This window comes from Mycobacterium bourgelatii, from assembly GCF_010723575.1.
In the GTDB taxonomy this organism is placed as follows: domain Bacteria; phylum Actinomycetota; class Actinomycetes; order Mycobacteriales; family Mycobacteriaceae; genus Mycobacterium; species Mycobacterium bourgelatii.
Map to the genome: position 1 here is coordinate 4466306 of NZ_BLKZ01000001.1, position 13018 is coordinate 4479323.

At 64.0% G+C, this 13018-nt stretch carries 13 protein-coding genes and 1 tRNA gene; 11 read left to right on the forward strand and 3 right to left on the reverse strand.

The window, feature by feature from the left end:
* Window positions 1-4: 4 nt before the first annotated feature.
* Complete coding sequence (locus G6N68_RS19145) at window positions 5-1585, reverse strand: helicase HerA-like domain-containing protein (RefSeq protein WP_163715602.1); 1581 nt, start codon at window positions 1583-1585, stop codon at window positions 5-7.
* A gap of 125 nt (window positions 1586-1710) precedes the next feature.
* Here G6N68_RS19145 and orn point away from each other — a divergent pair, with 125 nt between their 5' ends.
* Together orn and G6N68_RS19155 are read left to right on the forward strand one after the other, a co-directional pair.
* Complete coding sequence (orn, locus tag G6N68_RS19150; protein WP_163715605.1) at window positions 1711-2358, forward strand: oligoribonuclease; 648 nt, start codon at window positions 1711-1713, stop codon at window positions 2356-2358.
* Between the two features lie 28 nt (window positions 2359-2386).
* Window positions 2387-2462, forward strand: a tRNA-His gene (locus tag G6N68_RS19155).
* A gap of 17 nt (window positions 2463-2479) precedes the next feature.
* Here the strand turns inward: G6N68_RS19155 and G6N68_RS19160 are convergent.
* A complete protein-coding gene (locus G6N68_RS19160) occupies window positions 2480-2722 on the reverse strand; it encodes a hypothetical protein (RefSeq protein WP_163715607.1) in 243 nt (80 codons plus the stop codon).
* A gap of 126 nt (window positions 2723-2848) precedes the next feature.
* Between G6N68_RS19160 and G6N68_RS19165 the strand changes: the two genes are divergently transcribed.
* Entirely contained in the window at window positions 2849-3034 is a 186-nt protein-coding gene (locus G6N68_RS19165; RefSeq protein WP_163715611.1) for a YegP family protein, read from the forward strand.
* A gap of 28 nt (window positions 3035-3062) precedes the next feature.
* Here G6N68_RS19165 and G6N68_RS19170 read toward each other — a convergent pair whose 3' ends face one another.
* A complete protein-coding gene (locus G6N68_RS19170; protein WP_163715614.1) occupies window positions 3063-3665 on the reverse strand; it encodes a TetR/AcrR family transcriptional regulator in 603 nt (200 codons plus the stop codon).
* A 306-nt stretch (window positions 3666-3971) separates the two neighbouring features.
* On the opposite strand from G6N68_RS19170, the gene G6N68_RS19175 reads away from it, so the two are divergent.
* From G6N68_RS19175 to G6N68_RS19210, 8 genes are all read left to right on the forward strand, one after another.
* Window positions 3972-4853 (forward strand): MlaE family ABC transporter permease, encoded by an 882-nt coding sequence (locus G6N68_RS19175; protein ID WP_163715617.1) that lies wholly within the window; start codon window positions 3972-3974, stop codon window positions 4851-4853.
* 1 nt (window position 4854) lies between these two features.
* Window positions 4855-5718, forward strand: a complete 864-nt coding sequence (locus G6N68_RS19180; RefSeq protein WP_163715620.1) for an MlaE family ABC transporter permease — start codon at window positions 4855-4857, stop codon at window positions 5716-5718.
* Between the two features lie 106 nt (window positions 5719-5824).
* Window positions 5825-7303 carry an MlaD family protein gene (locus G6N68_RS19185; protein WP_163718811.1) on the forward strand — a complete coding sequence of 493 codons (1479 nt, stop codon included), beginning with the start codon at window positions 5825-5827 and terminating at the stop codon, window positions 7301-7303.
* Between the two features lies 1 nt (window position 7304).
* Entirely contained in the window at window positions 7305-8366 is a 1062-nt protein-coding gene (locus G6N68_RS19190; RefSeq protein ID WP_163715624.1) for an MCE family protein, read from the forward strand.
* On the forward strand, window positions 8366-9409 hold the full coding sequence (locus tag G6N68_RS19195; protein ID WP_163715627.1) for an MlaD family protein: 1044 nt from the start codon (window positions 8366-8368) through the stop codon (window positions 9407-9409). Before G6N68_RS19190 ends, G6N68_RS19195 begins: the two co-directional genes overlap by 1 nt.
* A complete protein-coding gene (locus G6N68_RS19200; RefSeq protein WP_163715630.1) occupies window positions 9406-10512 on the forward strand; it encodes an MCE family protein in 1107 nt (368 codons plus the stop codon). Before G6N68_RS19195 ends, G6N68_RS19200 begins: the two co-directional genes overlap by 4 nt.
* Window positions 10509-11750, forward strand: a complete 1242-nt coding sequence (locus G6N68_RS19205) for an MlaD family protein (RefSeq protein ID WP_163715633.1) — start codon at window positions 10509-10511, stop codon at window positions 11748-11750. The genes G6N68_RS19200 and G6N68_RS19205 overlap by 4 nt, the downstream gene beginning before the upstream one ends.
* Window positions 11747-12997: an MlaD family protein gene (locus tag G6N68_RS19210; protein ID WP_163715636.1), complete on the forward strand. Its 1251-nt coding sequence runs from the start codon at window positions 11747-11749 to the stop codon at window positions 12995-12997. Before G6N68_RS19205 ends, G6N68_RS19210 begins: the two co-directional genes overlap by 4 nt.
* Window positions 12998-13018: the final 21 nt, after the last annotated feature.

Sequence of the window (13018 nt, forward strand, 5' to 3'; positions counted from 1 at the left end):
TTCGTCACTTCCGACGACGGCGTGAGCGTGAGCCCCCGCGGCCCATCAGGTTGCGGACGACCTCGCGCAGCACGGTGTTGATGCCGCCCTTCACCGCTGGGTGGTCCAGTACTTCCTCCCACACGGCGGGCTCCTTCTGCCGCGACGACGACGGCTCGAAAGGCGCAGGCATGGGCGGTATGTCGGTGTTCGCCGGCAGCGGCGGATACCCGCCACCAGGGGGCGCGGGAGCGCGATCGACCACTTCGGTCGGCTCAGGCTGCTGCTCCACCGTCCGTCCGTACTTGGCCTGCAACGAACTTTGCTTGGCCGCCTCAGCAACCGCGTCGGTTCCGATGGCCGCCATCAGCGACCGGGGCACCCGCATGCGCGTCCAGGCGACCGGCGTGGGCGCACCCCTTTCGGAGAGCACGGTGACCACCGCCTCACCGATACCCAGCGACGTCAGCGCGGATTCCAGGTCGTAGACATCGGTTTTCGGGTAGGTGCGAACGGTCTTACTCAGCGCCGCCTGGTCGTCGGGGGTGAACGCCCGCAGCGCGTGCTGGATGCGCGCGCCCAGCTGGGACAGCACGTCGTTCGGTAGGTCCGTCGGCAACTGCGTGCAGAAGAACACGCCGACGCCTTTGGATCGGATCAGCTTGACGGTCTGCTCGACCTGTTCCAGAAACGCCTTCGACGCGTCGGCGAACAACAGGTGCGCCTCGTCGAAGAAGAACACCAGCTTGGGCTTGTCCACATCGCCGACCTCGGGCAACTCCTTGAAAAGCTCGGCGAGCAACCACATGAGGAAGGTCGAGAAGATGACCGGGCGCAGCGACTGACCGCTGAACTCGAGGAGTGAGATGATGCCGCGCCCCTGACCGTCTTGGCGCAGCAGGTCGTTCGAGTCCAGTTTCGGCTCGCCGAAAAACGTGTCGCCGCCCTCGCCCTCGAGGTTCACCAGCGCCCGCAGGATGACGCCCGCCGTCGTGGACGACACTCCACCAAGGGATTTCAGGTCGGCCTTGCCCTCGTCGCTGGTCAGGTGGCCGATGACGGTCCGCAGGTCGTTCAGGGTCACCAGCCGACGATTCCTGGCTTCCGCCCAATGGAAGATCAGGCCCAATGTCGATTCTTGAGTGGCGTTGAGCCCTAACACCTTTGACAGCAACACCGGGCCAAAGCCGGCGACGGTCGCACGCACCGGTACGCCGATTCCCTTGGTGCCCAGCGACAGGAACTCGACGGGGAATCCGGTCGGCTGCCAGTTGTCCCCGGTGTCATTGACGCGCGCGGCCGTCTTGTCGTTGCCCTCCCCGGGACGGGACAGGCCGGACAGGTCACCTTTCACGTCGGCCATGAAGACCGGGACCCCCGCCGCGCTCAGTTGCTCGGCGATCAACTGCAGCGTCTTAGTCTTACCGGTCCCGGTGGCTCCGGCCACCAGCCCGTGCCGGTTGACGGTGGCCAGCGGAATGCGGATCTGGGCGGTCGGGTCGACCTGGCCGTCGACCACGACGGTGCCCAGTTCGAGGGCTTGACCTTCGACGGCGTAGCCGGCCGAAATCCGCTTTGCGGGGGTCAACTCAGATTCATCGGTCATCGTCCCGCATTCCTTTTCCCAGTGGCCACCCGTGCGGTACGGCAAGGCTCACACTACTTGCCGAATGCGGAGGCGGTGGTGGTCACCATCAGCGGTGTCATTCGTCACGCCTTACTGTGGGGTCTGTGCGTGACGAACTGGTGTGGATCGACTGCGAGATGACGGGGCTCGACCTGGGTTCGGACAAACTGATCGAGATCGCCGCCCTGGTCACCGACGCCGACCTCAACATTCTTGGCGACGGGGTGGACGTGGTGATTCACGCCGAGGACGCCGACCTGGATTCGATGATCGACGTCGTCGCCCAGATGCACACCCGGTCTGGGTTGATCGACGAGGTGAAGGCCTCGACCGTCGACATGGCCACCGCCGAGGCGATGGTGCTCGACTACATCAACGAGCACGTCAAACAGCCAAAGACGGCCCCGCTGGCGGGGAACTCGATCGCCACCGACCGCTCTTTCATCGCCCGCGACATGCCCAACCTGGATGCGTTTCTGCACTACCGGATGATCGACGTCAGCTCGATCAAGGAGCTTTGTCGCCGCTGGTACCCGCGGATCTACTTCGGACAGCCGGCTAAGGGGCTGGCGCACCGGGCGCTGGCCGACATCCACGAATCCATCCGCGAGTTGAAGTACTACCGGCGCACCGTTTTCGTGCCGCCCCCTGGGCCGTCTACCAGCGAGATTGCAGCGGTTGCCGAGGAACTTCAGGGCGGCACGGCTGACTCGGACGGTATTGATTCGGCCGCCGAGCATCCGAACAGCTAGTATCGACGTCGCCGCGCATGCGGCAATGGTGGCTGTAGTTCAGCTGGTAGAGCACCAGGTTGTGATCCTGGGTGTCGCGGGTTCGAGTCCCGTCAGCCACCCCAACTGCTCAGAGGGCGTTTTAGCCCTCTGACCTCTGTTTGTCAGCCTTCGCCTGCGCCTCTCGAGCCAGTTTGCGTCGGCCTTCCCAGGTGTACTGCGGGTATTCGTGCTGCACGTGGGTGTCGCGGTGGTTCCCCGGACACAGCCATTGCCGGTCCATCCGTTCGCCGTCGCCGGTCATGTCGATGACTTGATAGCGAGCGTCGGCGCGACAGCTGATGCAATAGCTTGCGCCTTCTTCAAGGACGTCTCCGGCCGGCATATGGCCAACGGTACTGCCCCCACGCCACTAGAGCAGGCCTACTGGGAATCCGCGCCTGTGTCGCGTTCGCCCGGACGGGGCTAGCGTGGAATCCAGGGTCGGCACTGTCAATCGAAGGGGCTGGCGATGGCTGCCAAGTTTGAGATCTTCAACGACGCACGCGGCGAATTCCGGTTTCGACTGAAGGCAGCCAACGGCGAAGTCATTGCCAGCAGCGAGGGATACAAGTCGAAGGCCGCGGCTCAGAACGGCATCGAGTCCGTTCGGAACAACGCGCCCGCCGCGACGCTGGTTGATCAGACAAAAGGCTGACGCCAGAGACGACCGCTGCGGGTGACTGTCAGCCGAATCCAGCCAGAGTAATCCGCAGCGCCCTTTCCAACTGGACGTCCATCGGCTCGTCCTGCATGGCCTCGTCGGTCAACCAGCGGCCGACGACGAACTTGACCGTGGCCAAGCTGATGTAAACCAGCAGCGAGGGACGTATGTCGACGGCCGCGTCGACGCCCATCCGCGCGGCGACGAGTTCGACGAACCTGCGCTGATCTTCATCGCGAACCAACGACGAATTGCTCAACAGGTGTGGCGCCGTCACGATGGCACGCTGCCAGTCGTCGAGCTCGTAGAGGACACCGGCATCTTTGGCGTGGGTGACGAAGAGTTGGATCAACACCTCGACCGCCGATTCGTCCGCCGGTGTGGCGCTGAAGGAGTCGAGCATGTTGGTGACGGCCTGCCGGACGGGGTCGACCAGGAGACCTTCTTTCGTCGGCGCGTGCCGGAAATAGGTGCTAATCGAGATGCCCGCGGCCGTAGCGATATCTTCGGTAGTCACGGCGTCGAATCCGCGCTCGGCGAATAACTTGTACGCGGTGTGCTGAATCTGCGAAAGCAACTCCGCACGCCGCCGGTCCCGTAGCGATTCGATGTTTGCTGGGGACATGCCAATCACTTTCGCGAGTCCGGCATCCCAACACCATAGCGTGGCCGTTGACGGCCGTAAAGTGAGGGGCACTCCACTATTGAAAGTGGCTATCAAGTAGGCTAGCGTGATACGGCGAACCAGATTGAGCTGCAGAATTACGGGATAGCGGGCGCCTCTAACAGGCGAAAACCCCTCGACCGCGCCCCGATTTCCTCTGCTCGTCACACATAAGTCACTTGGTGGGAGAGCGCGCGAATGAAGTCGGCTGCGGCAACGCGATGACGTCAATCAAAATTTGCTCGCTCGTCCTCCGGTGACGCTGCAGTGACCGCTCAGCAGGAAGCAAACCCGCCCACCCCAAGCCGAGATGACGGCGCGGGTGACGGTCTCGCGGCTATTCAGGATTGGTCAGCCGGATATGTCCGACGGCATCCACTGGCCTCACTGACTACGGTGGGCGAACAGTTCGTCCTCGGCGTGCGCACCATCCAATACTTCTTTTTCGATCTCTTCACCGGCCGATTCCAGTGGTACGAGTTCATTCGCCAAGGCGCCTTCATGGCCGGGACGGCGGTGTTGCCGACAATCCTGGTCTCGTTGCCCATCGGTGTCACCCTGTCGATCCAGTTCGCGTTGCTCGCCGGTCAGGTCGGCGCCACCTCACTGGCCGGCGCGGCCAGTGGACTCGCCGTCATTCGCCAGGGCGCTTCGCTGGTAGCCGCCATCCTGATGGCGTCGGCCGTCGGTTCTGCCATCACCGCCGACCTGGGTTCGCGAACCATGCGCGAGGAAACCGACGCGATGGAAGTGATGGGCGTATCGGTGATCCGCCGCCTGGTGGTACCGCGTTTCGCCGCAGCGATCATGATCGGCGTCGCGCTCACCGGCGTGGTGTGCTTCGTCGGCTTTTTCGCCAGCTACATGTTCAACGTGTACTTCCAAGACGGCGCGCCCGGCAGCTTCGTCTCGACGTTCGCGTCGTTCGCGACGACCGGCGACATGATTCTGGCGCTGTTGAAGGCGGTCATATTCGGCGCGATCGTGGCCGTGGTGTCGGCCCAGAAGGGCCTGTCCACCAAGGGCGGGCCCACGGGTGTCGCGAATTCGGTGAACGCCGCCGTCGTTGAATCGATCCTGGTGCTGATGATCGTCAACGTGGCCATCAGCCAGCTCTACGTCATGCTCTCGCCCAGAACGGGGCTCTAGCGTGGCGGTATCTGCTTACCGACCGCTGGCGCAGGTCACCGACCCGCTGGTCCGGCTCGCGCACCGGAGCGCGGTACCACTGCGCCGGCTCGGGCACATGCTCGTCTTCTTCCTTCGCGCGCTGGCCGGCGTGCCGCTGGCACTGCGCCAATACCGCGGCGAATTCCTGCGACTCCTGTCGAACATCACCTGGGGCAACGGTTCGATCGTGGTGGGCGGCGGCACGGCCGGCGTGGCCGTCGTGCTCGGGATGACGGTCGGCGCGCTCGTCGGCATCGAAGGCTACAACTTCCTTGATCTGCTCGGCCTCGGACCGGCCACCGGGTTCGTCTCCTCGCTCGTCAACACCCGCGAGTTGGCGCCGCTCATGGCCTCGTTGGCGTTTTCCATGCAGGCCGGCTGCCGGTTCACCGCGCAACTGGGCTCGATGCGGATCGCCGAAGAGATCGATGCCATGGAATCCATTGCCATTCGCCCCATTCCGTACCTCGTGACGACTCGGCTGATCGCCTCGGTGGCCGCGATCGTCCCGCTGTACACCGCATGCCTGGCGATTGGTTATCTGACAACCCAACTGGTGGTGCAATTCAGCAGCGGCGGCTCCACCGGCTCCTACCTGCACTACTTCTCGCTGATGCTGGCCGGTAAGGACATCGTCTATTCGATGATCAAAGCCGTTGTGTTCGTGTGGATCGCCTCGACGATCCAGTGCTACTACGGCTACTACGCGAGCGGCGGACCGGAGGGCGTGGGTGTCGCCGCGGGACATGGCATGAGGGCCAGCATCACCGTGGTGATCATGGTCAATATGCTGCTCACCATGGCGCTGTGGGGAGTCGACGCCGGCGCAAGGTTCGGTGGGTAGTTTGGGCCGCAACGCGAACTCCTTTGACACCGACGGGCGTGGACCGTCGGACCGCCAACTGCTCGCCTACGGGGCGGCAGTCGTGGTCGTCGCATTGGTGCTGAGCATGGGATTGTTGCTCAAATCGACCGGGCGGCTGGACAACTACATCCGCGTGGTCGCCGACCTGGTCAACGTGGGCGACGGCCTACCGCAGAAGTCCGACGTCAAGTATCACGGCGTGCTGGTCGGAATGGTCGACGACGTCATCCCATCGACGAATGGAAAGCCCAACTACGTCCAGATCAACCTCAAACCGGAGTATGCGAAGTCGATTCCGGCGGCGGTGACCGCGCGCGTGGTGCCCAGTAACGTCTTCGCGGTGTCGTCGGTTCAGTTGGTGGGTAGCGGTGCCGGTTCGCCCATCAGTGCGGGAGCCCACATTCCCGAAGACACCCAGTTGCCGACGGTGCTGTTCCAGACCACCGTCAGTAAACTGCGCGACCTGCTCGCTGCGGCCGGGCGTGGGCGCGAGGACCGATCGGTCGGGATTCTGGCCGCGCTGGGCGCCGCGACCGACCACCGGCGCAACGACTTGCTGCGCAGCGGCGCACAACTGAATCGTCTTCTGGACCAACTCAATTCGATTGTCAGCACCGACGACGGCCCCTCCACCGTGTCGGCCCTCATCGATGCCGCACGCGGACTGGAAGAAACCGCGCCGGACCTGTTCGACGCGCTTCATCAGGCCGTCGAGCCGATGCGGACCTTCGCCGAGACGCGGGGACAGTTGACCTCGCTGTTGTCAGCGGCCGCGAATACGACAGGCACCGCGTACGACTCGCTGAACAACCACATCGACCAGCTGATCAGGATCTCCACCGAACTCACCCCGGTCGTCGGCGTGCTGGCCCTCAAGTCGCACCACCTCCTCCCCGCGGTCACGAAACTTGACAACCTGGCGAACAAGTTCCTGAATGAGGTCTGGATGCCCGAGCTGGCCGCCGGCAACATGCGTGCCAGGGTCTCGTTCACCCAGACGTTCGCCTACACCCGAGCCGACTGCCCGCGTTACGGCGAGCTGAAGGGGCCGAGCTGCTACACGGCGCCGCTTGTTCCGAACAAACCCGATCTGCCGGACGTGCTGCTGCCGCAGAACTATCAACCGCCCAAGGATCTGGCACCGCCACCGGGAACGGTGATCGGCCCCGACGGCAACCTGGTCGCCGTCGGCCCCCCGTTGATCAATCCCAACCCCAGCCTGGTCGATCCCAATCCCCCGCTGCCGCCGTTTATTTCGCCGTCGCCACCGATTCGGACCGGCGCCAACCCCGACGATCCGGACCCGTCCCCACCAGCACACGGCCCGACACCACCCGCGCCGTTGCTGGGACCGCCGGCAGCAGGCTCGGTGCCGTCGGCATATTGGGGGCCGTCGTCCTTCGGCGGCAATGTCGGACCGGTGGGCAGCGACTACGAACGCACCATGTTGGGCGTGATCACCGGTCGGCCCGCCACTGCGGCCACCGAGATTCTGCTGGGCCCGGTCGCCCGCGGTACCACGGTTTCGCTCGTACCCGCATCGTCAACCGAGGAGCACGGGTGACATGCAACTAAGGTTTCGGGCACCGCTGATCGGGCTGACCCTGTTCATGGTCGTCGCGATGACGCTGACGTGGCTGGTCTATGTGAGCCTGCGGCGTGACGTTGCCGGGACGACGGCGTCGTACTCGGCGATGTTCACCGACGTCTACGGTCTGCGTGACGGCGATGACGTCCGAATGGCCGGGGTTCGGGTGGGCCGGGTCGAAAAGGTCGCGCTGGAAGGCAAACTCGCAAGAGTTTCGTTCGTCGTGCAAACCGACCAACACCTGTACGGCAACACCGTCGCTTCAGTGACGTACCAGAACATCGTCGGACAGCGGTACCTCGGACTGTCTTTGGGCAAAGAAGGTGACCACAAACAGTTGGCGCCGGGCAGCGTCATCCCACTGGAACGCACCGAACCGTCGTTCGATGTCACCGCGCTGCTCAACGGCTACGAACCGCTGTTCAGCCTGTTGAATCCGCGCGACGCCGACAACCTGACCAAGGGTGTGCTCGCCTCGCTGCAGGGCGACACCTCGTCACTTGCCACCCTGATCAGCCAAACCTCGACGCTCACCGAGACTTTCGCCGGCAGGGATCAAGCCCTCGGCGATGTGATCACCAACCTCAACAGAGTGGTCGTCAACCTCGCGGCGCAGAACGCCAATCTGGACGGCGTCCTCACCCAGACCCGAGACGTGGTCGCCGCCCTGGACCAGCGGCGTCCCGAGCTGGTGTCCTCGATGGGTGCCATGTCGCGGCTGCTGACCCACCTATCGAAGGCCGCCCGGGACGACTACCCGGCGCTGCGCGCATTCATCGATCGCCGTCCGGGGGCCACCCGGCACCTGCTCGACATCGAACCTCAGGTGGCCTTCCTCGGCGACAACCTTCCGCTGCTGCTGAAAGGTTTGGTCCGCATCGCCAACCAGGGCGCCTTCGGCAACGCCTACGCATGCGACGTCAACATCTTTGGGTTCTTCCCTGGCCTCAACGACGTAACCCCGATCATCATCAACGCCGCCACACCCGGAAATAAGGCGAAGCACACCCCGAAATGCCGAAACGTGGGGGGTGGCTGATGGCGAGTGGAACGCTTGCACGGCTGAAGAAGCGGCCGCTGGAGAGCTACAACAAGACGTGGCTCGGGTTTATCGCGTGCGCGGTAGTGGCAGTGCTCATCGGAGCCATGCTCGTCGTGCACATGATCGGCGCGGGGTACCGGCACTACACCGCGGAGTTCGTGCAGGCCGCTGCGCTGCAGCCGGGAAACCCAATCACGGTCGCCGGCATCCCCGTTGGCGAGGTCACCAGCATCAAGCTGGACGGCGACCACGTCGAAGCCGGTTTGAAAATCCGCGATGACATCAAGCTGGGCAAGGATTCCACGGCGTCGATCAAGGTCACGACAATTCTGGGTGCACGCTATCTGGCCTTGGAGCCCGACGGCCCAGGATCGCTGGCCAACAACACATTCGACTTGGCACACACCCAGGTTCCCTACGACCTGCAGGCCGCGCTGAAGGACGCCACGACCACTTTCGAACAGGTGGACTCGGACAGGTTCGCCCAGTCGCTGTCCATACTCGGCAAGCAACTCGAGAAGCTGCCCGAGGTCGTGCCACAGGCCATGGCAAACATCGACTCGTTGTCATCGATCATCGCGCAACGTCGCGATCAACTCGGTGAGCTGCTGCGCAGCACCGAGCAGGTCACCAACACGCTGCGTCGCCAGCAGGCCAATCTGGGCAACCTGGTCAATCAGTCGCAAGACCTGCTCGGCCAGTTCGTCGCGCGGCGTGCCGTCTTCCACGCGATGATGCAATCCCTGACCAGCTTCGTGGACACGATGAACCAACTCGTCGTCAACGACCGCTCCGGCATCGAGACGCTGCTCAAAGATCTGCGCGAATTCACCGACATGATTGCTCAGCACGACGATCTGCTGCGCAACACGCTGCAGATCGCCCCGGTCTTTGCACGCGAGGCTGCCAACCTGACCGGTGACGCCAACGCCGTCAGCTTCAATCTTCCCAGTGGGCTGCTCATCGACTCGTGGATGTGCGCAATCAGCTTGCGCGCCCAGCAATTCGGAATGATCCCGTACTTCAAGGACTGCGCATGAGGTGGCGGCTCATCGCGGTCGTGGCGATCGTCGCGTCGGTCGTCACCGCGGTCGGCATCGGTTGGTGGTCCCTGGCCGGCAAGCAGGAACCGATCACGGTGACGGCCCAATTCGACAGCGCCTCGGGGCTTTACGAAGGCAATGTGGTCGCGGTGCTGGGCATGAAAGTGGGCACGGTCACCAAGGTCGTGGCCAAAGGTAGTTACGTCGAAGTGCAGTTCACCGTCGACCGGCACGTCGACGTCCCGGCGGATGTGCAAGCCGTCACCGTGTCCACGTCGATCCTCACCGCTCGGCAGATCGAGCTCACGCCGCCGTACCGCGGGGGCCCCAAGCTGGCGAACCACGACACCATCGGATTGACGCGCACCAAGACACCGGTCGAATTCAGCCGTGTGCTCGCCGTTCTCGACCGGGTGACCAGATCCTTGGAAGGTGACGGTCACGGTGGCGGCCCAGTTGCCGACGTGCTCAACGGCGGCACCGAGGTGGTCAGGGGCAACGGCGCAAATATCAAGAAGGCGCTCGACGAACTCTCCAAGGCGCTGCGGTTGAGCAGCGATGGCGGCGCCCAGACGCGCGCCCAGATCACCTCGATCATCAAGAACATCAGTTCGCTGTTCGAGGCCGCCGCCAACAACGACGGCAAGCTGCGGGAATTCGCGTCAACCATCCACCAAGGCAGCCAGATCTTGGCCGACGAGGACATCGGCCGCGGCACCACCGGCAAGAAACTCGATCAGTTGGTGCAGCGGGCAGGCGATCTCTTTGACGCCAATCGTGAACTCATCAGGCAGGCTTTGCTGAACGGCAACGCCGTGGCGAAGACGCTCGCCGACAACCGGCGCGAGCTCGCCGAAATCCTTGATTTAGGTCCGATGTTGGCCGACAACGCCTACAACATGGTGGACCGTGAGAACGGCGCGGTGCGAGCACACTTCCTCACCGACCGGATGATCTTCGACAGTCAGCTCACCAAAGAGGTCTGCAACTTGATGGGCTTGCGCCAACTCGGCTGCAGCACCGGGACACTCCAGGATTTCGGGCCCGACTTCGGGTTGACCTACGTCCTGGACGGTTTGGCAGCGATGGGTCAGAAATGAACGCCATGGGAACGCGAGCGCGCATCAAGGCCGCAGTCGCGATCATGGCCGCGGCGGTCTTCAGCGCGGGATGCGCCACTGACGGCCTTGCCAGCCTTCCCCTTCCGGCCCCGGGCCTGGGTTCCGGCGGCTACATGCTGACCGCGGTGTTCTCCAACGCGCTCAACCTGCCGATGAATGCCAAGGTCAAGCTTGGCGGTGCGGACGTCGGGCAGGTCGAATCGATGGTCGCACGCAACTACACCGCCGTCACCACGCTGCGCATCCGCGATGGTGTCCTGCTGCCGCGGGGCAGCAAAGCCGAACTGCGCACGGCCACACCGCTCGGCGACGTTTTCGTCGCGCTGAAGCCACCCGTGGGCGGCGATCCGAACGCGCCGTTGTTGAAATCCGGCGACACCATCGATCTGGAGTTCACCACCGCCGCCTCCACCGTCGAGTCGGTGCTGAGTTCGGCCGCGATCCTGGTGAACGGTGGCGCGGTGCGTAACTTCACCAACATCATCAACGGCTTCGGCAAAGCCACCGGCGACCAGGGACAGGCATTCGGGGAACTGATTCGCAAGTCCAATCAGCTGCTGAGCACGATGGACTCGCGGTCCGGCCAGATCTCGGACGCAATGACCGAATTGTCGCGCCTCAGTGCACAACTCGACGCCAAGAACCAAACCCTCAGCGAGCTGATGGCGGCCGCCGATCCGGCCATGAACGCCCTGTCCGCCAACACCACCGACCTGACCAACCTATTGGTGCAAGTCGGTGACACCAGCCGGTTGCTGGCCCGGTTCCCGTCGCTCGGCGGAACCGACACCAGCGGCCGAAGCGTGGTCCAAGACCTCAACACGCTCGCCGAAGCGGCCAACGATATCGCGGTGAGCCCCGACACCAGCTTGCTGACCCTGAACCGAATGTTCGCCCCTATGATCAAACTTACTGCGGGATCGGGGATCTCAGTCCACGCCAGTCTCGATCAACTGGTCTTGGGGTCGATACCCGACATCGGCTTCCCCGGCGATCGGGGACTGCATGGGCCGAACAGGTTTACCTGGAACCAGTTCGTCGGCTCCCTGAAGTACATGCTGTGGCGGCTTCAGGAACGGGTGGTCGGTCGCGGCCCGAACTCGCCTCAGGTACCGGTGATACCTGATCCGAATGTCCCGGGCGGTGTCATGGTCGCCCCCTCGGAAACCCCGCAGCCGCAGTTGCCCGGTCCCCTCACGCCAGGACCGCCCGGATGATCACGTCGGCCGCCAACGTCCTCGTCCGGGCGGTACGGGCCGCGCACCGACGCCAGGTCTGGCTGTCGGTGGCCGGACTGGCACTCACGTTGATTGTTGCCACTGCCTACCTGCTGATCGGCGCACTGCGGGTGACACCCTTTGCGTCGACGTATCAGGTCACGGTGCAGCTCACGGAATCCGGCGGGCTGCTGCCCAATCAGGATGTCGCGCTGCGTGGGGTGCGCATTGGGCGCGTCGAATCGCTGCGGATCACCGACCAAGGGGTCGACGCCGTCGCAAGGATCACGTCCAAGGTGAAGATCCCAGCGAACGCGGTTGCCCACGTGTCCGCGCTGTCGCCCGCCGGCGAGCAGTACATCAACTTCGAAGCCGACTCCGACACCGGACCATATCTGCACGACGGCAGCCTGATCGCCCTGAATCGGACCAGTGTCCCGGTGAGTTTGGCGCAGCTGCTCGGCGATGCCGATGGACTGTTGGCGCAGGTCGATCCGCACAAGGTCGAGTTGATCAAGAAGGAACTCAGCCTTAGCCGAGAGGGTCCGAGCAAGCTGGCCGCGATCGTCGACGGCGGCATGATGTTGCTGTCCACGCTCGACTCGGTGCTGCCCGAAACCACCAGCATCATCAGGACCAGCCGGGTGGTGCTGAACTTGGCGGCCGACAAGAACGCCGGACTCGCCGCCGCCACCGTCGACTTCAATCGGACCCTGGCCGGCGTAGCCAGAATGCAGGATGGTTATCGGCGCTTGACGGGAACTGCGCCGCAGCAGCTTTCGGCCGTCGACAGGTTGTTCGACGACAACTCGGAGACGATGGTGCAGTTGCTCGGCAGCCTCGCGACCGCCTCACAGCTGCTGTATGTGCGCGTGCCGGCACTCAACGCACTGTTCCCGGACTACCGCGGGTCGGCGCTCGACGCGTTGGCCAGCGCCTTCCACGACCATGCTGTTTGGGCGACGGCCGAACTGTATCCGCGGTACGCGTGCGACTACGGAACGCCCGCGCACCCACCGTCTGGGGCGGACTACTACGAGCCGTTCATTTACACGTATTGCCGCGACGACGACCCCGGGTACGGTATCCGAGGAGCCAAGAACGCCCCGCGGCCGGCCGGCGATGACACCGCCGGTCCCCCACCCGGTGCTGACCTGGGCAGGAGAAGCGACCCGACGCCGAAGGGCCGCTACACGATTCCGACGCCGTACGGCGGTCCGTCCCTGCCCATCGAGCCACCGCACTGAGACCGACAGTCCGCCCACCTG

What these genes read in the sequence shown, in the direction of transcription:
- G6N68_RS19145 (WP_163715602.1), bottom strand. Translation starts at nt 1,585, where the DNA reads ATGACCGATGAATCTGAGTTGACCCCCGCAAAGCGGATTTCGGCCGGC.
- G6N68_RS19160 (WP_163715607.1), bottom strand. Translation starts at nt 2,722, where the DNA reads ATGCCGGCCGGAGACGTCCTTGAAGAAGGCGCAAGCTATTGCATCAGC.
- G6N68_RS19165 (WP_163715611.1), top strand. Translation starts at nt 2,849, where the DNA reads ATGGCTGCCAAGTTTGAGATCTTCAACGACGCACGCGGCGAATTCCGG.
- G6N68_RS19170 (WP_163715614.1), bottom strand. Translation starts at nt 3,665, where the DNA reads ATGTCCCCAGCAAACATCGAATCGCTACGGGACCGGCGGCGTGCGGAG.
- G6N68_RS19185 (WP_163718811.1), top strand. Translation starts at nt 5,825, where the DNA reads ATGGGATTGTTGCTCAAATCGACCGGGCGGCTGGACAACTACATCCGC.
- G6N68_RS19190 (WP_163715624.1), top strand. Translation starts at nt 7,305, where the DNA reads ATGCAACTAAGGTTTCGGGCACCGCTGATCGGGCTGACCCTGTTCATG.
- G6N68_RS19195 (WP_163715627.1), top strand. Translation starts at nt 8,366, where the DNA reads ATGGCGAGTGGAACGCTTGCACGGCTGAAGAAGCGGCCGCTGGAGAGC.
- G6N68_RS19200 (WP_163715630.1), top strand. Translation starts at nt 9,406, where the DNA reads ATGAGGTGGCGGCTCATCGCGGTCGTGGCGATCGTCGCGTCGGTCGTC.
- G6N68_RS19205 (WP_163715633.1), top strand. Translation starts at nt 10,509, where the DNA reads ATGAACGCCATGGGAACGCGAGCGCGCATCAAGGCCGCAGTCGCGATC.
- G6N68_RS19210 (WP_163715636.1), top strand. Translation starts at nt 11,747, where the DNA reads ATGATCACGTCGGCCGCCAACGTCCTCGTCCGGGCGGTACGGGCCGCG.